Origin of the sequence: Ectothiorhodospira haloalkaliphila ATCC 51935 (genome assembly GCF_000633935.1) — a bacterium.
GTDB lineage: Bacteria > Pseudomonadota > Gammaproteobacteria > Ectothiorhodospirales > Ectothiorhodospiraceae > Ectothiorhodospira > Ectothiorhodospira haloalkaliphila.
Map to the genome: position 1 here is coordinate 907,875 of NZ_KK214998.1, position 21,725 is coordinate 929,599.

Annotated in this window: 18 protein-coding genes; 8 read left to right on the forward strand and 10 right to left on the reverse strand. The window is 65.2% G+C overall.

Features of this window, described 5'->3' with window-relative positions; genetic code table 11:
- Window positions 1-85 precede the first annotated feature (85 nt).
- The 3 genes from ECTHA_RS18150 to ECTHA_RS0112040 all read right to left on the reverse strand — a co-directional run bounded on the left by ECTHA_RS18150 (window position 86) and on the right by ECTHA_RS0112040 (window position 3,240).
- On the reverse strand, window positions 86-1,108 hold the full coding sequence (locus ECTHA_RS18150) for an NAD(P)-dependent oxidoreductase (RefSeq protein ID WP_051582647.1): 1,023 nt from the start codon (window positions 1,106-1,108) through the stop codon (window positions 86-88).
- Window positions 1,109-1,112: 4 nt separating this feature from the next.
- Entirely contained in the window at window positions 1,113-1,466 is a 354-nt protein-coding gene (locus ECTHA_RS19080; protein WP_203225309.1) for a DUF934 domain-containing protein, read from the reverse strand.
- Between the two features lie 64 nt (window positions 1,467-1,530).
- On the reverse strand, window positions 1,531-3,240 hold the full coding sequence (locus ECTHA_RS0112040; RefSeq protein ID WP_026623766.1) for a nitrite/sulfite reductase: 1,710 nt from the start codon (window positions 3,238-3,240) through the stop codon (window positions 1,531-1,533).
- A 231-nt stretch (window positions 3,241-3,471) separates the two neighbouring features.
- Between ECTHA_RS0112040 and ECTHA_RS0112045 the strand changes: the two genes are divergently transcribed.
- Both ECTHA_RS0112045 and rnk read left to right on the forward strand, forming a co-directional pair.
- Window positions 3,472-4,188, forward strand: a complete 717-nt coding sequence (locus tag ECTHA_RS0112045) for a phosphoadenylyl-sulfate reductase (RefSeq protein WP_025281270.1) — start codon at window positions 3,472-3,474, stop codon at window positions 4,186-4,188.
- A gap of 322 nt (window positions 4,189-4,510) precedes the next feature.
- Window positions 4,511-4,930 carry a nucleoside diphosphate kinase regulator gene (gene rnk / locus ECTHA_RS0112050; protein WP_026623767.1) on the forward strand — a complete coding sequence of 140 codons (420 nt, stop codon included), beginning with the start codon at window positions 4,511-4,513 and terminating at the stop codon, window positions 4,928-4,930.
- Between the two features lie 5 nt (window positions 4,931-4,935).
- Here the strand turns inward: rnk and ECTHA_RS0112055 are convergent, their stop codons facing one another.
- Window positions 4,936-5,940: a TIGR00341 family protein gene (locus ECTHA_RS0112055; protein ID WP_025281272.1), complete on the reverse strand. Its 1,005-nt coding sequence runs from the start codon at window positions 5,938-5,940 to the stop codon at window positions 4,936-4,938.
- Window positions 5,941-6,168: 228 nt separating this feature from the next.
- Here ECTHA_RS0112055 and gltB point away from each other — a divergent pair, with 228 nt between their 5' ends.
- The 6 genes from gltB (at window position 6,169) to ECTHA_RS18160 (ending at window position 16,084) form a co-directional block, all read left to right on the forward strand.
- Complete coding sequence (gltB, locus tag ECTHA_RS0112060) at window positions 6,169-10,710, forward strand: glutamate synthase large subunit (protein ID WP_084306967.1); 4,542 nt, start codon at window positions 6,169-6,171, stop codon at window positions 10,708-10,710.
- An 11-nt stretch (window positions 10,711-10,721) separates the two neighbouring features.
- Entirely contained in the window at window positions 10,722-12,209 is a 1,488-nt protein-coding gene (locus ECTHA_RS0112065; RefSeq protein ID WP_025282948.1) for a glutamate synthase subunit beta, read from the forward strand.
- A gap of 141 nt (window positions 12,210-12,350) precedes the next feature.
- Entirely contained in the window at window positions 12,351-13,682 is a 1,332-nt protein-coding gene (locus ECTHA_RS0112070) for a TonB-dependent receptor (RefSeq protein ID WP_238984785.1), read from the forward strand.
- A gap of 87 nt (window positions 13,683-13,769) precedes the next feature.
- Window positions 13,770-14,657 (forward strand): metal ABC transporter solute-binding protein, Zn/Mn family, encoded by an 888-nt coding sequence (locus ECTHA_RS0112075; protein ID WP_026623770.1) that lies wholly within the window; start codon window positions 13,770-13,772, stop codon window positions 14,655-14,657.
- A gap of 3 nt (window positions 14,658-14,660) precedes the next feature.
- On the forward strand, window positions 14,661-15,230 hold the full coding sequence (locus ECTHA_RS0112080) for an ATP-binding cassette domain-containing protein (protein WP_025282945.1): 570 nt from the start codon (window positions 14,661-14,663) through the stop codon (window positions 15,228-15,230).
- Complete coding sequence (locus ECTHA_RS18160) at window positions 15,230-16,084, forward strand: metal ABC transporter permease (protein ID WP_025282944.1); 855 nt, start codon at window positions 15,230-15,232, stop codon at window positions 16,082-16,084. The genes ECTHA_RS0112080 and ECTHA_RS18160 overlap by 1 nt, the downstream gene beginning before the upstream one ends.
- Before the next feature lie 36 nt (window positions 16,085-16,120).
- Here the strand turns inward: ECTHA_RS18160 and ECTHA_RS0112090 are convergent, their stop codons facing one another.
- The 6 genes from ECTHA_RS0112090 to ECTHA_RS0112115 all read right to left on the reverse strand — a co-directional run bounded on the left by ECTHA_RS0112090 (window position 16,121) and on the right by ECTHA_RS0112115 (window position 21,662).
- Window positions 16,121-16,603 carry a hypothetical protein gene (locus ECTHA_RS0112090; RefSeq protein WP_025282943.1) on the reverse strand — a complete coding sequence of 161 codons (483 nt, stop codon included), beginning with the start codon at window positions 16,601-16,603 and terminating at the stop codon, window positions 16,121-16,123.
- Between the two features lie 342 nt (window positions 16,604-16,945).
- On the reverse strand, window positions 16,946-17,332 hold the full coding sequence (locus ECTHA_RS0112095; RefSeq protein ID WP_051582648.1) for a c-type cytochrome: 387 nt from the start codon (window positions 17,330-17,332) through the stop codon (window positions 16,946-16,948).
- 124 nt (window positions 17,333-17,456) lie between these two features.
- A complete protein-coding gene (locus ECTHA_RS0112100) occupies window positions 17,457-18,806 on the reverse strand; it encodes a coproporphyrinogen-III oxidase family protein (RefSeq protein ID WP_025282941.1) in 1,350 nt (449 codons plus the stop codon).
- Complete coding sequence (locus ECTHA_RS18165) at window positions 18,803-19,714, reverse strand: heme ABC transporter ATP-binding protein (RefSeq protein WP_238984784.1); 912 nt, start codon at window positions 19,712-19,714, stop codon at window positions 18,803-18,805. The genes ECTHA_RS0112100 and ECTHA_RS18165 overlap by 4 nt, the downstream gene beginning before the upstream one ends.
- Complete coding sequence (locus ECTHA_RS0112110) at window positions 19,711-20,796, reverse strand: FecCD family ABC transporter permease (protein ID WP_025282939.1); 1,086 nt, start codon at window positions 20,794-20,796, stop codon at window positions 19,711-19,713. Before ECTHA_RS0112110 ends, ECTHA_RS18165 begins: the two co-directional genes overlap by 4 nt.
- Window positions 20,793-21,662: a heme/hemin ABC transporter substrate-binding protein gene (locus tag ECTHA_RS0112115; RefSeq protein WP_025282938.1), complete on the reverse strand. Its 870-nt coding sequence runs from the start codon at window positions 21,660-21,662 to the stop codon at window positions 20,793-20,795. The genes ECTHA_RS0112110 and ECTHA_RS0112115 overlap by 4 nt, the downstream gene beginning before the upstream one ends.
- Between the last annotated feature and the right edge of the window lie 63 nt (window positions 21,663-21,725).

The following is a 21,725-nucleotide window of genomic DNA, read 5'->3' on the forward strand; positions in this document are numbered from 1 at the left end:
ATGGATTTCCTCTTGAGGGACCGGTGGAGTGGTCCATATTGACAATACGCAATATGGTTGGGTTTCCAGCGACACATGATCTGGGTCAACTGGCCATCGCCTGGGTGATGCTCCCGACCGGGCCCGAGACACCCGGCACCGGGAAGGCCCGAATGCCCAGCTGGCCAAGCGTGGCACGTTCGGAAGCGAAGGGATCCCGAGGGTCTGTCCGACCGATGCGCACCACCCGGGCACCATCACGGACGTGGCGCATCATGATGGGCAGGGTGGGGCTGTGCGGCGTTCCGTTGAGGTCATTGCAATGGCCCGCCGGGATCAGTTCCGCCTCCCGACGGGCATAATCCATCACCGGGCCTGGCGTGTCCGGGTCATGAAGGATCACATCGGCTTGCTGCAGGAGTCGCAGGGCCTGGATGGTCAGGTGCTCCGGTTCATCCCGGGGGCAGGGCATGAAGGCCACCTCGCCCTCGGTCCCGGATCCCGTGCCCCAGTTATCGAGCACACGGGAGAAGTCCTCATGCCGGGGCTGTCGATTCATGCCCGGCTGCCACAGGCCCTCCAGCAGTGCCTCCCAGAACCGTCGGCGCTGCCCCGGTTCCGGCAGGGCCCGGGCCACCCGATCGCGCCAACTGCCGGCCAGTTGTGCCAGGGTGCCCAGATCTCGTGGCAGCAATACCTCAAGCCGGGCGCGCAGGGCACGGGCCAGGACCGGCGCCGTGCCCCCGGTGCCAATGGCCACGATCAACGGACTGCGATCCACGACCGCTGGCATGATGAAACTGCACAGCTCCGGCCTGTCGGCCACGTTCACCAGGATGCCCCTCTGTCGGGCCGCCTCGTAGACCGCTCGATTCACGGTCTCATCATCCGTGGCAGCAATGACCAGGGTCATGCCTTCCAGGGCCCCGTGATGAAACCGGCCTGATTGATGCTCGAACAGGCCCTGGGCCACGGCCTCGGCCAGGGACGGCGTCAGGTGCGGGGTGAGCAGATGTACGCGAGCGCCGGCCTGTTGCAGGCGCCGGGCCTTGCGTGCCGCCACCCGCCCGCCACCCACCACCAGGCAGGGGCGTTCTTGCAGGTCCAGAAAGATGGGGAAATGATCCATGTGCTTATCCCGGTACGGCAGAAGGACCCTGCCAGTGTGGGTAGGCGCGGGGTCCCTGAAGATACCGGGCGGCGGGTGTGGCAGGGTCGCCCACCGACAGTACGAAGCTGGTGAACCCGCAGCGTCGCATGGCATCCAGCTGGTCCGCACGGACATCGCCCACCGCCCGCAACTCCCCGTGATAGCCGTAACGCCCGCGCAGTTGTCGGGCCATGCTGTAAGGGCGTCCATCACCGGCTTTGGGGAAGTGAAGGGCCAACAGGTTCAGGTGACCCAGCCAGGGGATGAGATCCGTGAGTGTATCCTCGGGGTGCAGGACGATGCCCTCCACGCCCTCGGGGATGACTCCGGTGTTCATCGTTTCTCTCCATTGGCGCAGATCGAGCAGAACGTTCCCCGGTCCGTCACCATCCTGGTGTTCTTCAGGCGTCCGCCGTGGCAATTCGGGCACGGTTCGCCCGTCGAGCATGATCAGGGCCATACAAGTGCTCCTTGAAAGGTTTGAGACCGATGCGGTGCACCGTGTCCAGGAAGGGTTCTTCAGGCTGGCGTTGATCCAGGTAGAACCTGAGCAGCCTGTCCAGGGTTTCCACCACCTTGTCCGCGGGCACGGCAGGCCCCAGCACCCGGCCAAGCCGGGCCTGTTTGCCGGAGGATCCCCCCAGCTGGATCTGGTACCAGGAGGCACCCTGCTTTTCCACACCCAGCAGGCCGATATGGCCCACGTGATGGTGGGCGCAGGCATTCATGCACCCGGAGATCTTCAGTTGCACGTCGCCCAGGTCATGCAGGTAGTCCAGGTCATCAAAGTGCTGCTGTATGTCCCGGGCCAGCGGCAGGGTTGCGGCGTTGGCCAGGTTGCAGTAATCCAGCCCCGGGCAGGCGATCATGTCCGTCAGTGTGCCGATATGGGCGTGGGCGAGTCCGAGCGAGTCCAGGGCCTGCCAGAGGCTGGGCAGATCCGCTATGGGGACATCGGGAAGCAGCAGATTCTGATCGTGAGTGCTGCGCAGCACGCCGAAGCCGTGTCGCTCCGCCAGGTCGGCCAGGGCATGCATCTCCTGATCGGTGAGGTCCCCGGGGGCTCGTTCGGGTCCCTTGAGCGGAACGAAGACCACCCGGTAGCCGGGATGCCGGTGCTCACGGGTGTTGAATCTGAGCCAGCGATCATAGGCTGTCGCGAATTCGTTGCTCGCACTGGCTGGTAGAGCAGGGGGCCGGGATGGGCCGCCCTCCCTGTAAGCGGGCGTGACAAACCGTTCGCTGATCAGGCGATGGGCCTCCAGGGCGGACACCGGTTGTTCCCGGCGGATGAGGGCCCACTCCGATTCCACCTGCTCCTTGAAGGCCGGAAGACCCACACTGTTCACCAGCACCTTGATGCGTGCCTTGTAGAGGTTGTCGCGACGCCCATGCAGGTTGTAGACGCGCAGGATGGCGGTGAGATAGTCCAGCAGGTCATCAGCGGGCAGCCAGGCCCGCAGGGTCCGGGCCAGATGAGGGTCCCGTCCCAGGCCGCCGCCGACGCTGATCCGGAAACCAGGCTCGCCCGAGGCACCCCTGACCAATTGCAGTCCCACGTCATGGATTCGGGTGGCAGCGCGATCCTGCAGGCTGGCGGTCACTGCGATCTTGAATTTTCTGGGCAGATAGCTGAACTCCGGGTGAAGCGTGGCCCACTGACGGACCACCTCGCACCAGGGAAGCGGATTATCCACCTCCTCGGGCGTCAGGCCCGCCAGGGGGTCGCAGGTGACATTGCGGATGCAGTTTCCGCTGGTCTGGATGGCGTGCAGACCCACCTCGGCCAGGGATGCCAGCACCTCGGGCACCTGCTCCAGTTCAAGCCAGTTGAACTGGATGTTCTGGCGGGTGGTGAAGTGTCCGAAACCCCGGTCGTGGTCACGGGCGACCCGGGCCAGGCCCCGCAGTTGCGTACTGCTGAGCAGGCCATAGGGGATGGCCACGCGCAGCATGGGGGCATGGCGTTGGATGTAAAGGCCGTTCATCAGCCTGAGGGGTCGATAGGCCTCTTCGCTCAATTGCCCGGACAGGAAGCGGCGGGTCTGGTCGCGGAATTGCTCAACGCGCTCCCGGAGCAGAGCCTGATCCCATTCGCTGTACTGATACATGCTCATCCTCGGTGTCTGTGAGAGGTGCCTCAAGGGCGCTGAGGGGTCAAGATAATGCGAAATATCAATAGCGAAAAAGAATTTATAAGAATTGAATTAGACCGAATGGGGATTAGCCATGCCGGCTCATAAAGAATCCAATGGAATTGATAGCAAACAATTTATTCTTTTTTGCGTAATCGCAATCTTGGTTAAGGTGGGGCCACATTCAACGCCAAGAGGATTGAACTCATGCACGCGCCCCATCGGATCTCAGGCGATCGCGACACCCTGGAGAGGATCAATCGTGAGTTGGAGCCCCTGGACGCCCGCGCCCGGTTGGACTGGGCCCTGAGTTGCTTTGGAGATCGCATCGTACTGAGTTCCAGCTTCGGGGCTCAGGCGGCGGTCATGCTGCATCTGGTGACCCAGGCGCGGCCGGGGATCCCCGTCATCCTGGTGGACACGGGCTATCTCTTCCCGGAAACCTACCGTTTCGTGGATGAGTTGACGGCGCAACTGGACCTGAACCTTCAGGTGTATCGCTCCCCCTGGTCATCCGCGTGGCAGGAGGCCCGGTTCGGAAGGCTCTGGGAGCAAGGACTGGAGGGATTGAATCACTACAACCGCATGAACAAGGTTGAACCCATGCAGAGGGCCCTGCAGGATCTGGGGGCAGATGCCTGGCTGGCGGGCTTGCGCCGCCAACAGTCCGAGAGCCGTGCCGGGCTTGAAGTGGTGGCCTGGCAGAACGGAAGAGCCAAGATCCATCCCATCATCGACTGGACCGACCGGGATGTGCATCAGTACCTCACGCGGCACGGATTGTCCTACCATCCACTCTGGCACCAGGGCTATCTCTCCATCGGCGACGTACACAGCACGCGCTCGGTGCACGAGATCGAACAGCCAGAGCAGATGCGGTTTTTCGGGCTTAAGCGCGAGTGCGGGCTGCACGAGCACGTCTGAGGCCCGCGATCATCCACAGAACCTGTGGATAACCTTGTGGGCAAAATGTCATGAAACGCCGCCCGGCCGCGACGGTGCGCGGCCCGGGAACAGATTGGTCAAAAAATGGCCAGGGTCTGTAACTGCTTGTTTCCTGGTTAAAAGGAGGAATCCTCAAAGTCCTGGGCTGTCAAGTCTTGACAAGGTGTTTTCCCACGGGAAATTTCATGAGCACCTTTTGGAGACTGGGGACATCTTTCATCCCTGGTGGCTGCCGGGAAGGCAGCTTTTCCTGCACGCTAGGGCTACAATGGCAGTTCGTTGAACGCCTTTTCCCAAGAGTATGGACGTGACAGAAAAACCCAAGGTGATTGTCTCCAGCCAGGATTATGACCGCCTGGATACCCTGATGGCCTCCCTCCCGGAGGACAGCTTCCCGGGGCGCGCTGCCTTGCAGGCGGAACTGGACCGGGCCGAGGTGGTCGAGCCCCACGAGATGCCGGCCGATGTGGTCACCATGAACAGCACGGTGCGGTTTGTCATGGAGTCCACCGGCGAGTCCTTCGAGATGACCCTCGTCTACCCGCGTGACAGCACCGGGGAGCCGAACCGCATTTCCATCGTGGCCCCGGTGGGCAGCGCCCTGCTGGGCCTGTCGGTGGGAGAGAGCATCGAATGGCCCCGGCCCGGTGGTGGCACCATCCGCGTGCGCATCGATGCCATCCTCTATCAGCCCGAGAGCGCGGGGGATCTGCACCGCTGAGTGCTTCAAAAGGCCCCATTGCGCCAGAGGATGGCTAGTACCAGGCCGGTGAGCAGGAGCAGGCAGCCCAGCGACCAGAGCACCCAGTCCCAGGGGGTGAACCGTTCCACCTGGCCCACGCCGATCCAGCGGCGGGGCTTCACCCCCTGGAACAGGAACACGAACTGGGCCGCCAGCACCACGCACACCACGTTGGCCGCCAGCATCAGGCCCGCGCCCAGGGCCAGGTCGAAGGCTCCCTTGCCCACCAGCAGACCGGTCACCGCAGCCGGTGGCAGCAGGGCCACCGCCACCATCACGCCCACCAGACGCGAGGTCACGCCGCTGGTGAGGGCCAGTACTCCGGCAGCGCCCGCAGCCAGAGCCAGGATGACATACGAGATATTGACCTCTGTGCGCGCCAGCACCTCCTGATTGCCCACACTCACCGGCCACAGATAACCAATGAGCATGGCGCAAGCCACCGTCACCGTCAGGCCAGCCAGGGTGGTGGCCAGGGAACGCAGGGCCAGCGAGCGCTCGCCCAGGCAGGTGGCGAACGCAAACGCGATCACCGGGCCCAGCAGCGGGGCGATCACCATGGAACCGATCACCACGGCAGTGTTGTCCTCCGCCAGGCCAATGGCCGCGGCCACGGTGGAGAGGACGATCAGCATCAGGTAATTGCGATCCAGCGTGGCGCCCTTGGCGATTCCGGCATAGAGTTCCTCCAGGCTGACCTTGCGCGAGCGGGGGCGCTCAGGGCGCGGGTCGTTCTCTCCCGGGGCCGGCATGGGCACCGTGGCCTCGATGGGAGTGATCACGATGCGGGCGCTGGGCTCCTCGATCAACAGACTTTGCAGAGCGTCCAGGAGGGCCTGGCGCTCATCTTCCAGCACCACCATGCGCACCGCCACGCGGCCGTCATCGTTCAGTGTGCCGCACCAGGCATCCACGGCGCCGTGGGTACGGGCCATCTCCAGCAGATGGGTCTGCAAACGGGCGGGCGCAATCACCTCCACAACACGCATGGCAAATTCCTTGGAAAGACACCTCAAGGGGTGGGACTGCGGGCCCGTGAGGGGGTTCAGTCCAGGGCCTGAGGGAACTCAATCACCCCACATGGGCCTCCAACGGACTGGAACGGCGTCGCGCCGCGCCGTGGGTACCCTGTCATGACAAGTTGATCCCCTCGACGGGCCGGGCGCAGAATGAATCGACAGGGTCGAATTTGCTGTATCCATCTTGGGAGTGCTGCCATGACCCAGTTTGCAAATCCTCATGATGGGGTGCGGGAACGTGCCGAAGAGGCGACCGGCCCCTGGCTGAGACGGCATCAGCACGCGGCCTGTGGCGTGGGCGTGCTGGCACACCTGGATGGGCACGCAAGCCATGGGCTCATTGAGGATGGCTTTGAGTGCCTGGAAAACCTGGATCACCGGGGCGCCCGTGGCGCCGAGGAGAACACCGGTGACGGCGCGGGCATGCTTTTGCAAAAACCCCATGCCTTTCTCTCCAGTGTGGTGGCGGGGCTGGGTGACCGGGACGATTACGGGGCGGCCCAGGTCTTCATGCCCCGGGACGGAGATCACCGGACAGCCATCCGCACGTTGATTGCCCGGCGCTGCCAGGCCGAGGGCTTCGATTTGCTCGGGTGGCGGCAGGTGCCCACTCAGAATCAGGAACTGGGCCAGACCGCCCTTGATAGCGAACCCCAGACCTGGCAGTTCTTCGTTCGGCCGAAACAGGCGGTGGACCCCAAGGCCCTGGATGTCCGACTTTACGTCCTCAGGCGCGCGATCGAGAACGAGGTGCTTTACCGCAATCTGGTGGGGGCAGGGGCGGAGACGTTCTACATCTGCTCCCTGTCGCGGACCACGGTGGTATACAAGGGCCTGCTCACCTGCGGGCAGTTCCGAAGCTACTTCCCGGATCTCTCCGATGCCCGCGTCACTTCGTCGCTGGTGCTGGTGCATGCGCGTTTTTCCACCAACACCCTGGGGGCCTGGGATCTGGCCCATCCCTATCGTTATCTGGTCCACAACGGCGAGATCAACACCCTGCGGGGCAACCAGAACTGGATGCGGGCCCGGGAGTCCACCCTGGCCTCGCCTCACCTGGGCAAGGACATGGACAAGGTCAAACCCCTGACCGGGGAGGGCCTGAGCGACAGCGCCCAGCTGGACAACGTGGTGGAACTGCTGGCGCTGACCGGGCGCAGTCTGCCCCATGCCCTGCGCATGCTCATTCCCGAGGCCTGGGAAAAGAATCCCGCCATGCCGGAGGACCGACGGGACTTTTACGAATACCACAGTACCCTGATGGAACCCTGGGACGGTCCGGCCCTGGTGGTGGCCACCGATGGACAGCGCATTGCTGCGGTGCTGGATCGCAACGGCCTGCGGCCCTGCCGTTACAGCCTCACCCGGGATGGGCGCCTGATCATGGCCAGCGAGACGGGCGTGCTGGATATGCCGCCGGACCAGATCCTGCGCAAGGGGCGACTGAATCCCGGGGCGTTGTTCGTGCTCGATCCCGAGCGTGGCGGGATCGTTCCCGAAACCCAGGTCTTCTCTGAACTGGCCGGACGACCCTACGGGCGCTGGCTGCGCGAGCACCGTCTGACACTGCCCCCGGACCCACCCATCGCCTCCGGACCGGCAATGGGCGGCGCTCTCCCGCATGCCCTGGACCAGTATCAAAGGGCCTTCGGGTACACCCTGGAGGGCCTGCGGGCATTCCTCAAGCCCATGGCCGAATCCGGGCGGGATCCCATCGGCGCCATGGGCAATGACACCCCACCGGCAATGCTGTCATCCCGTGCCCGCCCCTTGAGCCACTATTTTCTGCAGCAGTTCGCCCAGGTGTCCAACCCGCCCCTGGACTACATCCGCGAGGCCCTGGTCACTTCGCTGGGCGCCTATGTGGGCCCGCGCGGCAACCTGCTCGAGGAAGGCAAGGATCACTGCCGCCAACTCTATCTGCCGTCCCCCATTCTGAGCGGGGCCCAGGCGCATGCGCTTGGAATGATCCACCGTGAGGATCTGCAGCCGCACCCGGTCGACATCACCTATCCCAAGGAACTCGACCTGCAATCCGCCATACGTGCCATGCACGCAACAGCCGTGCAGATCATCGAACAAGGGGGCGGGATCCTGCTGCTGAGCGATGCGCTCGTGGGGCCTGAGCGGGTGGCGATCCCGGCGCTGCTGGCCGTGTCGTCCCTGCATCATCATCTGATCCGCTGTGGTCTGCGCATGCGCACGGCCCTCATTCTGGAGTCGGGTCAGCCCTATACGGCCCATGACATGTGCGTGATGATCGGTTACGGCGCGGATGCGATTCATCCCTGGCTGGCCTATCAGGGGATTCGTGCCCTGGTGGATGAGGGCATGATCGAAGCGGAGGCCGATGCCGCCGTCGCACAGTACCGCAAGGCCCTGGAGGGAGGGCTGCTGAAGGTGATGTCGAAGATGGGCATTTCCACCCTGCAGGCCTACAAGGGGGCGCAGATCTTCGAGTCCCTGGGGCTGGATCAGGAATTGATTGATGCCTGGTTCACCGGCACCACCACACACCTGCCCGGCGTGGGCCTGGCGGAGATCGAGCAGGATGCCCTGGCAGACCACGAGCGGGCCTTTGGCCGGCCCATTGCGGCTGAACTGCCGCTGGACCCCGGCGGGCATCTGTACTGGCGGCGGGATGGCGAGCGGCATCACTGGAATCCCTACAGCATCGGCAAACTCCAGCAGGCGGCCCGCAACAACGATGCCCGGGCCTACGAGGATTTTGCCCGTGAGATCAACGAGCAGGCCGGGGGGCTTCTCAATGTGCGCGGGCTGTTGGGATTCCTCGAGGATGAGGCCGCCGCGATCCCCCTGGATGACGTGGAGCCGGCGGCGTCCATCCTGCGGCGTTTTTCCACGGGATCCATGTCCTTCGGGGCCCTGAGCCAGGAGGCCCATGAGGCGCTGGCCATGGCCATGAACCGGATCGGCGGGAAATCCGGCACAGGGGAGGGGGGCGAGCAGACAGAACGGTTCGGCACGGAACGCGAGTGCTCCATGAAACAGGTGGCCAGCGGCCGATTCGGGGTGAGCGCCCGCTACCTGGCCCAGGCCCGGCAGATCGAGATCAAGATGGCCCAGGGGGCCAAGCCGGGGGAGGGCGGTGAACTGCCCGGGGGCAAGGTGGACGAGGGCATCGCCCGGGTACGGTTCACCGTGCCGGGGGTGGGACTGATCTCCCCGCCGCCACACCATGACATCTATTCCATCGAGGATCTGCAGCAACTGATCCACGATCTCAAGTGTGCCAATCCAGGGGCCGAGATCCACGTCAAGCTGGTGGCCAAGGCCAATGTGGGCACCATCGCTGCCGGGGTGGCCAAGGCCCGGGCCGACGCGGTGCTGATCAGCGGGGATTCCGGCGGCACCGGCGCGGCGCTCAAGACCTCCATCAAGCATGCCGGCACGCCCTGGGAACTGGGGCTGGCGGAGACCCAGCGGGTGCTGATGGCCAACGGCCTGCGCTCCCGGATCACCGTGCGGGCCGATGGCGGGTTCCTGACCGGACGCGACGTGATGATCGCCGCCCTGCTGGGGGCGGAGGAATATGGCTTTGGCACGGCGCCGCTGGTGACCCTGGGCTGCATCATGCTGCGCAAATGCCACTGCAATACCTGCTCGGTGGGGGTGGCCACCCAGGATCCCGAACTGCGTCGGCGCTTTGAGGGAGACCCGGCGCACATCGTCAATTATCTGCGATTCGTGGCCGAGGAGATGCGGCGGATCATGGCGGCGCTGGGTTTTCGCACGCTGGATGAGGCCATCGGTCGCGTGGATTGCCTGCGGGCGCGGCCCATGGCACCGGCGCACAAGCCGATGCCCGATGTCTCGGCCCTGTTGCGACGGGTGCGCTCGGACGACAGCCCGCGCAGGGTACGAGGGCAGGATCATGGCCTGGACCGCAAGATCGATCACCAGGTCATCGCCCAGGCCGATGCGGCGCTCAGCCATGGCGAGCCGGTGAGTCTGTCCATTCGATTACGCAACCGTGACCGCACCTTCGGCACCTTGCTCAGCCACGAGGTCACGCGCCGGTATGGCGGCGAGGGACTGCCGCCGGGAACGATCCGGATTCACTGCACGGGCACCGCGGGGCAGAGTTTCGGGGCCTTCCTGTGCCGGGGGATTGCCCTGCACCTGGAAGGGGATGCCAACGATTATGTGGGCAAGGGGCTGTCCGGCGGCCTGATCAGCGTGAAGACACCGCCGGACGCCCCCTATGTGGCCGCCGACAACACCCTCATCGGCAATGTGGCCCTGTTCGGTGCCACGGGTGGGGAGGCCTATGTCAATGGCCGCGGTGCCGAGCGCTTCTGTGTGCGCAACTCCGGGGCGCTGAGCGTGGTCGAGGGGGTGGGGGATCATGGCTGCGAGTACATGACCGGGGGCGTGGCGGTCATCCTCGGTCCCATCGGGCGGAACTTTGCCGCCGGCATGAGCGGCGGCGAGGCCTACCTCTGGGACGAGGAAGGTCAGGCAGCAGACGCCATCCATGCCGCAGGCGTGCGCACCGAGCCGGTCACCGATCCCCGGGATCAGGCGCTGTTGCAGCGCCTGCTGGAAAACCATGTGGCCTGCACCGGGAGCGAGAAGGCTGCCCGGATACTGGCCGGGTGGCCAGGGGCCCTGGACACCTTCGTGAAGGTGGTGCCCGAGGCCTATGCCGAGGTGGTGGCGGACTATCTGTCCCGGGGGCAGGACATCCGCGTCCAGCCACCGGCCCCCCTTGCCTGAGGTATCACGCCATGTCCGAGAACCATCCTGATGGATTCCTGCGTCATCCCCGGCGGCCCATCGGCTATCGTGAGCCGGCGTCGCGTGTGGCGGATTTTCACCAGATCTATCGGTTCCGGTGGGATCCGGCGCAGTTGCGCACCCAGGGGGAACGCTGCATGGACTGCGGCATCCCCACCTGCATGGCGGGTTGTCCCATCGGCAATATCATCCCGGACTGGAACGATCTGGTGTCCCGGGGTGCCTGGCGGGAAGCCCTGGCACGCCTGCATGCCACCAACAATTTCCCCGAGTTCACCGGCTACACCTGCCCGGCGCCCTGCGAGACGGCCTGCACCCTGGCCATCAACGATGACGCGGTGACCATCAAGGACATCGAACGGGCCATCGTGGACCAGGGCTGGGAGGCGGGCTGGATACGTCCCGAGCCCCCGTCGGAGCGCACCGGCAGGCAGGTGGCCGTGGTGGGCAGCGGCCCGGCCGGCCTGGCGGCGGCCCAGCAACTGAACCGGGCCGGGCACCGGGTGACGGTGTTCGAGCGGGATGATGCCATCGGTGGGCTGATGCGCTATGGCATCCCGGATTTCAAGTTTGCCAAGCATCAGGTGGCGCGCCGGGCGCAGCAGCTCCGTGACGAGGGCATCGAGTTTCGCTGTGGTGTGGTTGTGGGAGAGGATGTGTCCATTGATGAGCTCAAGGCGCGGTTCGATGCCGTCTGCCTGGCCATTGGTGCACGCCGCCCACGGGACGTGGCGGTGCCGGGCCGCGAACTTCAGGGTGTCCTGTTCGGCATGGAATACCTGTGTGCCGAAAACCGCCATCAGGCCGGTGAGCCCCTGGACGCGGCCATGAATGCGCAGGGCCGGCGGGTGGTGGTGCTCGGGGGAGGGGATACGGGTGCCGACTGTGTGGCCACGGCCCACCGTCAGGGTGCCAGTTCGGTGGTGCAGATCAGCATCAATCCGCCGCTGCCCGAAACCCGCCAGGCGGATAACCTCTGGCCCCAGTCACCCCAGGTTCGCCAGCAGACCTATGCCCTTCAGGAAGGCGGGGAGGAGGCCTTCAGTCTCAATGTGGCGGCCTTTCTCGATCAGGATCAGGATGGCCGGGTCGATGCCCTGGAACTGGAACGGGTGGACTGGAAGCGGGATGACCAGGGGCGTCGGACCGACAAGATCGTGCGGGAGAGCGGTATCATCCTGCCTGCCCACAAGGTGCTGATCGCCATCGGCTTCGAGGGCCCTGAAGCCGCCTGCCTGAACGATCCGCGCCTGACCCTCACCTCGAGTCATACCCTGGAGGCTGACGCGCGCAAGATGACCCCGGTGCCCGGCGTCTTCGTGGCGGGCGATGCCAGCCGTGGGCAGTCCCTGGTGGTATGGGCCATCGGGGAAGGGCGTGACGTGGCGCGCCAGATCGACCTGTGGCTCATGGGGTCCTCTCGCCTGCCGGCAAGCCTGAGCACGCCGTATCCACCGCTCCCTCCCAAGGGGCTCTAGAACCCGAAAGTGGCGTCGCATCCTGGGGCGCGGTCAAGTGTGAGTGCCCATGCCCCTTTTTAGATCTCCTTGAGCTATGGTATAACCCACCCAAACGAAAAGATTCTCAGTTCACCACACACTCACAGGAGCTCGCCCACGATGCCTTCTCTCAAACGCGCCCTGCCCGCCGCGGTGCTGATGTCGTTTTCCATGCCGGTCATGGCACAGGATATGTTCCGGGACAGCCAGCTCCCGGGTGCCCGCCTGGCCCCCCTGCCCCTGGGAGGCACCCACCAGGTGACCTCGGGATCGGCCTTCAACCCCGATATCTCCATCATCGTCGATACCGTGTATTTCAACGAGATCAGTGGTCACGTGGATGACCCTGCGGGATTCGAGGCGGGCCACGATCACGGTCATGGCGGGCATGACCATGGCCATGATCTGGACGAGGGTTTCAACCTGCGGGAGATCGAGCTGGCCTTCAGTGCCTCGGTGGACAATTACTTCGATGCCTTCGTGATGCTGGCCCTGGATGAGCACGACATCGAGGTAGAAGAGGCCTATGCCACCACCCGCAACCTCCCGGCGGGCTTGCAGATCAAGGCGGGCAAGTTCCTCTCCGACATTGGCTACATCAACTCCCAGCACCCCCACGACTGGGCCTTCGTGGATCGCCCGTTGGTCAACGAATTCCTCTTTGGTGATCACGGCCTGCAGGAGACGGGGGTGCAGTTGACGTGGATGCCGAACACGCCGTTCTACAGCCGGTTTGGGATCGAGTTGTTGCAGGGGGAGACTGAGGGGATTGCTGCCTATGAAGGCCGTGAAGATGGATTTCCCTTCAAGGACGAATCCGGTCCAAGGCTCGTAACAGGATTCGCCAAATTTGCGCCTGACCTTGGCTTTGATCATGCAGCCCAGTTTGGACTCTCCTATGGATACGCTCGAGCTTTTCAACGTGGTGAAACGCACTCAAGTGGAAGACAAGAGTCCTGGGATGGTGATTCCTGGTTTGCAGGTGTGGATGCAGTTTATAAATACGATGCTGGACGTAGCCATGGAGCGGGGGACTGGGTTCTGCAAGGAGAATATTTCTACCGAGCCATTGATGCTGACTACCGAGAAAGCGCAGGCGCTACCCCGACTTCGGCTACAACTCGCCAGGACGGTCTTTACCTGCAGGCAACACATGGAATTGCTCCCCGTTGGCAGGTAGGCGCCCGGGCCGAGGCATTAGGTCTCACCAACGACAATGCTCTGGGTGGATTTAGGGATGCACAAGGCCAACGTATCGGCTTCGACTCCTTCGGCACCTCCTACCGCTACGCCGGCAACGTCACCTTCCGCCCCACCGAGTTCTCCATGCTGCGGGCCCAGGTCAACCGTGCCGACTTCGCCACCGAGGATGATGATCACGACGGTGACGGCTGGTCCTTCATGCTGCAGTTCCAGATGGCGCTCGGCGTGCACGGTGCCCACGAATTCTAAGTTCAAGACCAGAGAAATGCGGTCACCGGGGGTCAGCGAACCGGTCCGGTGGCCGCAGTCCCGATTTCATACCTCAAGGGAGATACGATGATGTATAAATGGCTGATTGGCCTGGTGTTGCTGGTGTCCACCGCCACCGCCCAGGCTGCTGTGAACGTAGTGGCGACCACGCCTGCCATGGGCATGCTGGCGGAAACGGTGGGCGGCGATGCCGTGTCGGTGCGGGTGCTGGCGCCGGCGGATCGCGACGCCCATTATCTGCAGGCCCGGCCCAGCATGATGGCCGCCCTGCGGGGCGCGGATCTGGTGGTCTCGGTCGGTGCCGAGCTTGAAGTGGGCTGGTTGCCCGCCGCCATTCGCGGCGCCAACAACCCCGGCGTCTTCCCCGGCCGCAGCGGTTATTTCGAGGCTGCCGCCCAGGTGGACCTGATCGGCGTGGGCGGCCCCGCCGACCGGGCGCTGGGTGACGTGCACCCGGCAGGTAACCCCCATGTGAACATGGATCCGGTGCGCATGGCCCAGGTGGCCCACGCCCTGGCCGAGCGGCTGATCCGCTTCGATTCCGCCAATGCCGAGCTGTTCCGCGCCAATGCCGAGGCCTTCGAGCGCAAGGTGGAGGAGCACCTGCCCGTCTGGCGGGAGCGGGTGGCCGATGCACCGGGTGTCGTGTTCTTCCATGAGGATGCCGACTACCTGGCCAAGCGCCTCGATGTCCCTGTGCTCGGCTATGTGGAGCCGCTGCCGGGCATTCCCCCCACCGCCCGTCATCTGCGTGATCTGGTGCGTGATCTGGAAGGCCGGGATGGCGTGGTGATCCGTGCCACCTTCCATCAGGAACGGGGCCCCCGTTTCGTGGGCGAGCAACTGGACTGGCCCGTGTATGCCCTGCCGCTGGATCCGGAGGTGGGCGCCACCGCGGACGATTACTTTGATCTGATCGGGCAGTGGGTGGACGCCATGGCAGGTAAACTCTAAAGCATGAAGAGTGAAGCCTTGTTGCGGTGCCACGGGGTCGTCGCCGGGTATGAACACCCGGTGGTCGGCCCCGTCACCTTTGAACTTTTTCGTGGCGAGGTCCTGGGGCTTTTGGGCAGCAATGGGGCGGGCAAGTCCACCCTCATCAAGGCCATCACCGGGCACGCCAGGATCTTTCGGGGCCGACTGGAAACCGCGCCCGGCATTGAGCTGGCCCATCATCGCCAGCAGCCGGTTCGACCGGCTGAATGCCCCCTCTCCGGTCATGACCTGGTGACCCTCACCGGGGCCTCTCGCCAGACACCACCACCGCAGATCGCCCGGCTGCTGGACGGTCGCGTGGATCAGCTCAGTGGCGGGCAGTTCCAGATCCTGCAGATCTGGGCCTGCCTGGGGAGCGGGGCGGAGGTGGTGCTGCTGGACGAGCCCACGAATAACCTGGATCCCGCCACGGTGGAGGCGCTGGTCAACCTCATCCGCAAGGATCAGGCGGGCCGCACCATCCTGGTGGTCAGTCACGAGGCATCCTTCATCGATGCCATCTGTTCCCGCGTTGTCTCGGTGAGTGCCTGATGCTGGAATTACTGTTTGACCCCCTGTTTCGATTGCCCTTCATCACCGGTCTGTTGCTGGCACCGGTGGCCGCCATTGCCGGCGTGTATCTGCGCCTGCGGGAGGAGTGGCTGGCGGCCCTGGCTTATGCCCAGGTGGCCGCCGCCGGGGCGGTGGTGGCCGTGGTGCTCCATGCCCCCGTCATGCTCGGTGCCCTGGCCGCGGCCGGGCTGGTGGCCACGGTCAAGGGGCTGCTGGCCAACCCGGGCAATCATCACTTCGTCATCTTCATCCTGCTGGGCTGGGGTGTGGCCCTGGTGGCCGGATCCTTCAGTGCCCATGGAGAGATGGTGGGCCAGTCCCTCATGGACGGGCAGCTGTACTTCACTGGCCAGGCCCATTTGCTGGGCGCTCTGGCCCTGCTGGTGATCGGCACGCTGTGCATGTCCTGGCTGAGCCAGCGCCTGCTCATGGACCGTTTCTTCCCGGACTATTTCTCCGCCAACGGCATTCCCGCCTGGCGGCACCGGGTGGCCTTCGACTGGCTGGTGGTGGCCATCGTTGCTGTGGCCACCACGGCCTTTGGTGTGATGGCGGCCTTCGCGCTGCTCTTCATCCCCGCCTGGGTGGCCTGGGGGGTGGCCCAGGGCTGGCGCAACGTGCTGATCATTGCCGCAGGGCTGGCGGTGGTGGCCTATGTGATTGCCTTCGTCGTGGCGGTCGCCGTGGACCAGCCCTTCGGGCCCATGCTGGTGCTGATCCTGTGTGCGACGGCCTTGCTCAGGTTTGCACGTCGCGGAGTCAGATCGGCGTCTCCTTCAGCCGCACCGGCCCGCGCGCCGTCGGTGGCCCCGGAAGCCGCCCATCGCAAGTGAGGGTGGCCCGGGGTGAGGCGCCCGCCTCACCCCGGGCTATCGCACCAGATGACGTCGATACACGTAGAGGTGCACGGCCAGTGCCACCACGAAGGCCCAGCCGGTGGTGGCATGCCAGTGCTTCCATCCCCGAGGCCTTAATTCCGCCACCGCCAGGGAGACGCCCAGGCTGACCAGCATGGCCACCTTGGCCACCCGGTTCACCCGCATCCGCAACGGACGCGGTCCCCGGCGACGGGGTGGGCGTGCCGGCGTGCTCCGCTTGGCACCGGGGGCGGCAGGGGGCATGCCCAGATGAGGTCGGGCGATCTCCAGGGCCTCCTGCTCCATCCGTGCCCTGGGCAGGCGTGCCACGTCATATTCCACCACCAGACTGCCGGCCCGGCGGTTGCCCCTCAACCCGGTCACGGCGGGATGATCCTGGAACAGGGATTCCAGCGTCCTGAGCGTGGAGGATTCTTGCAGGCCCTTGTCACGCAGACGCAGGCGCCCGGGAATGGATGCGACGATGAGGTTCATGGCTCAAGCATGCCCTTTCAGGCCACACTCTTCAATATGATGAATGAAAATCATTTTATTGAGTAAGATGGCATTGGAAGGTTGACAGGTAGTGCGAATTAACTATAATGAGAATCAGTTACATTTGATGTCAGGCACCGGGGTGCTGCCGGCTTTTTTTCCCGTTGAGGTCGGCGGCACTTTTTTCTGGCGCACCCCGCGCGTTTCATCGCCCTCAAGGGGCCATCCCACCCAACCTGGCAGGAGGTGATTGATTGCGGAAACGGCTCAAGTGACAAGACAAACCTACGAGATAGAGGAGCGGCCTGCCCGAAAGGGTTGAGCCGCTCCTTTTCGTTCAGGCTATTGAGACAGAATCCATTCCACCAGGCTCTCCAGGGTGCCCTCGCCGAAATGATCATCCACCCAGGCGTTGGGGGTCATGAACTGTTGCCCCCATTCACCCGAACCCCCCTCCCTGACCTTTGCCACCAGCTTGTCCGTGACATTCTGTCCGCGATAGCGCTCCGCCACGTCCTGGTAACTGGGCCCGACCGGATGATCCCGATCCACGAAATGACATCCCATGCAGCCTGCCTCGGTGGCTCTTTGCAGCATGTCCGCGGATACCGCCTGCGGCCCGGCAGCCAGCCCCAAGGCGCCGATCAAGGGCAGTGACATGAGCAGTTTCCCGGCAGGGCGCCCGGACAGACGACGGCGCGGGGAATGGTCTTCTTGGTATTGTTTCATGCGTTGCTCCTCCAGAAGGGACGGACAGGTAAAAAGCTGAAAGGCCAGCGGCCTTCCAGCGGATGATGCCGCCATGGGCGGCGGTGACCGAGGATGAAGGGATAGCTGCTGCGTGGCAGGCGGTTCAGTCGGCCTGGTCGGTGCCCCTTTGCCACGCGTTGATGGCGGTGGCGGTCAGTTCCGCGGCCAGATTGTTGCCCCAGAACACGCCCTCCATGGTGAGGATCAGGCGCTCGCCGTCCACCGGTGTGAGCAGGCCCTGGGCCGTGCGTTCGGCGCACACGGCCGCCACCGCTGTCCGGCAGGGGGCCGGCAGGAGGCTCAGGTCCACCTGCCCGAACTGAATACCGCCGATAAAACGGTAAAAGGCCGGGTAAGGATCCCGGGTGGCCAGCCCCTGGCGCTCGCCCGGGTGATTCACCGCCTGTTCATAGGCTTCCGGTGCCAGGGGATTCATCAACATCATGCCGCCGAGCCGGCCACCGGCACCGGCCCCCAGGGGCAGCGTATCGCCTCCCTGGTAGCGCAAATCCACGTAGCGGTAGCGGTCCCGCCCGGGACGCGCCAGTTTGGTGAGCTCCAGCAACTGGAACCCCTGATCATGGGCGTGCTCCATGATCTGCCTGAACAGCCCCCACTCCCGGCGCAGGCTCTCCGCCGTCTGTGTCGTCCATTCGGGATGCTGGTGGGCCAGCCGACTCTTGTCGCTCACCATGAGCGCGTAAAAGGAAAAACCGGCCAGGTCCAGTTCGGCAATCCTGTGAAGATCGGCCGCCAGATCCTCGGGTGTCTGCTCCGGGTAGTGGTAGATCAGGTCCATCCCGAGGTTGTCCAGCCCCAGGGCACGGTAACGGCGAATGCGTTCGGCGATCCACTGGCCGTTGCCGCTGCGGCCCAGCAGGCGGCGCCCGGCATCATGGAAGGTCTGCACACCCAGGCTGACCCGATTCACGCCCGCGTTCATGCAGGCCTGAAGTTTCTCCTCGGTGAGTTCCGTAACGCTGCTCTCCAGGGTGATTTCCACATCATCGGTGAGCTGAAAGTGCTGTTTCAGACCCGCCAGGATGCGCTTGAAGGCCGCCGCGCTGAGCGTGCTGGGGGTGCCGCCACCAAAATAGATGGCGCCGTAGCGCCCATCGGCCACATAGGGGAGGCGAGTCAGGGCTTCCATGTCACGCAGGAGGCGTTCGGTATAGGTGTCATCGGGTGCGCCCTTCATGCGCCGCATGTTGCAGAAATGGCAGAGCTTTCGGCAGAAGGGGATGTGCACGTAGATGGCCCGGGGCCTTGCGTCGGCCTCACGGCCGTCCAGGTGCTCGCCCAGCGTCACGGCACCGTCCGAGAGGCCATGCAGGGGGGCCAGGGCGTCGTGGTGGCTGCGCAGCCGCTTCTCGTAATGCAGCGGAGGACGGCCCTCGGGGGTTCCGTGACCGTGGGAGGTGGCTTGGGGGGAACGCGTTGGATGGGCAATCATGGCGAAGCCTCCAGCTCGCATTGGGGTTTGGGGGTGCCATATCGCAACCGCACCCAGGGGCACTGGGTGTGTTTGTCCGTTTCCACCACGCAGTCGACGCCCCAGACCCGGCGGATGGTGGCGGGCACAAGGACATCCCGCGGGGCGCCACTGTCCGCGATGCGACCGCCCTCGAGGATCGTGATGCGATCGGCAAAGGCGGCGGCCAGATTCAGGTCGTGCAGCACCACCAGAATGGCGCGCCCCCTGGCGGCGTCGGTTCTCAGCAACTCCATGAGTCGCAGCTGATGACGCACGTCCAGCGCCGAGGTGGGTTCATCCAGCAGCAGCACCCCGGGGCGCTGTGGGCCGGTTTCATACACCTGGGCCATGACCCGGGCCATTTGCACCCGCTGGCGTTCGCCGCCGGACAGGCTGCGATAATCCCGACCGGAGAGATGCAGCACCCCGGCCCGTTCCAGGCATTCGTGCACGATGGGGGTATCCCGTTCCGGGGTGCGGTGGGGCAGGCGGCCCATTTCCGCCACTTCCCAGGCGGTCAGCGGGAAGGTGACCACCGCCTCCTGGGGCAGCACGCCGCGACAGCGGGCCAGGGCATTGGGGCACCAGTCATCCAGGGGCCGTCCCGACCAGGTCACCTGGCCGTGGTTCTGCCTCGTTTCGCCCGCCAGCACCGACAGCAGGGTGCTCTTGCCGGCACCATTGGGGCCCACCAGGGCATGCACCGTGCCCGGTGCCACATCCAGATGGGCCCTGTCCACCAGCGTGCGGCCCTGGCGTTCCACCCGAAGATCACGAACCTGGATGCCCGTGTCCGAGGGCGCCTGCGCCGGCATGGGCGACGGGCGGACCGTCGGGGACCGCCAGGCGGCGGGCAGGGGCCATCGCCCATGAAGCAGGGAGTTCATGATCCAAGCCTCCCCTGCTGACGCATCAACAGCCACAGGAAGAAGGGGCCGCCCAGCAGGGCGGTCAAAAGCCCGATGGGCAGTTCCGCCGGAGAAACGATCACGCGGGCCAGGGCATCGGCCAGCAGCAGCAACAGGGCGCCACCCAGGGCCGAGGCGGGCAGCAGATAGCGGTGGTCCGGGCCAATGGTCAGGCGCAGCAGATGGGGCACCACCAGTCCCACGAAACCGATGATGCCGGCGATGGCCACCGAGGCGCCCACCGCCAGGGCAGCGGTGATCACCACCAGGGTCTTGATGCGGTGTACCGGGAAACCCAGATGGGTGGCCACGGATTCGCCGAGCATGAGGCCGTTGAGGGCGCGGGCGATGAAGGGCAGGGCGGCCAGGGCCAGCACCACGAAGCCTGCACTGACCGCCCACAGGGCCCAGCCTGCATGGGCCAGGGACCCCATGTTCCAGAAGGTCAGTGTGCGCAGTTGCTGATCGTCGGCCATGTAGACCAGCATGCCGGTGGCGGCGCCGGCGATGGCGTTGATGGCAATGCCGCCCAGCAGCAGGGTGGCCACCGAGGTATGTCCCCCCCGGCTGGCCAGGCGATACACCAGCCAGGTGGTCGCCAGGCCGCCGGCGAAGGCCGCCAGGGGCAGCGCCAGCACCCCCAGGGGCAGAACCAGGGGGGCCAGCACCGTGGTGCCCAGCACGATCACCGCCACGGCCCCGAGCGCCGCACCGGCCGACACGCCGATCAGGCCGGGGTCGGCCAGGGGGTTACGGAACAACCCCTGCAGGGCCACGCCGCTCATGGCCAGCGCAGCGCCCACGGTGATGGCCACCAGCACCCGTGGCAGCCGGAGATTGAAGATCACCTCGTGGAGGAAGGGATCGTCCAGTTGCCCGGTGAGGATGCGCAGTACATCCCAGGGCGTCATGGCCACGGCACCGGTGGTGAGTCCGAGCATGGCGGCGAGGATCACCGCCGGGATCAGGGACAGGGTCACCAGGCGCGCACGGGCGGACCGGGAGCCTTCCGGCTTCACGGTCGGGCTGGCCCGCACCCATTCGGGAGCCACGGCGCTCATGAGTGCCCGATGCCCACGGGGTGGCCGGCCAGGCCCTGGTTCAGGAAGCGACTGACATCCAGCACGGCCTCCCCCAGTCGGGGGCCAAAGCCCAGCAGGAACAGGGTGTCGCCCACATACTGGGGCACCCGGGACAGCGAGCCGCCAAAGTCTGCCGCCGCCTCTCCGGAGATGATCAGGGCATCCGGTCGCCGGGCCATGACACCTTCCCGGGACACGGGCCGATAACCGGAATAATCCTGGAACACGTTCTCGCCCCCGCACAGGCGCGCCAGGGCATCTGCCTTGGTATCGCGACCGGCGGCCACCGCATTACCCTGGCCATGGGCCATGAGCAGGACCAGCCGGGGCGGACGGCCCAGATCGGTCTGGATCTTCCGGGCCTCGTCCAGGTCCGCCTCCACGGACCGGATGATTTCCATGGCGCGGGCCTCGGCACGCAGCCAGCACCCCAGGGTGACCACCCGGATCTTGAAGCCGTTGAGGCTGGGTTCCCCGGAGACGGTGAGCAGCTTGACGCCTGCCCCGGCCACACGCTCCAGAGTGGTGCTCGGGCCGGCGCTACCGTCATGGATCAGGACGTCGGGCCGCAAGGAGAGGATACTCTCCGGGGTGAGCGTGTGCTGGTAGCCCACCCTGGGGAGGGCGTTGGCGGGCTCCGGGTAGGTGCTTGTGGTATCCGCGCCCAGCACCTGGTCACCGGCCCCCAGGGCAAAGATGGTTTCCGTCAGGCCCCCGCCGATGGCCACCAGGCCCCCGTCCACATACATGTCGTGGGCGGCACAGGCGGGCTTGGCCGCCAGCGGTCCGCAGATCATGCCCAGGGCACCGCCTCCGAGCCAGCGCAACAGGTCACGACGATGCATGGCGTGACTCCTGGCCCGGGAGTCCACGGGCGGTGACGTGATTCAGGGCGGATGTTTCATGGG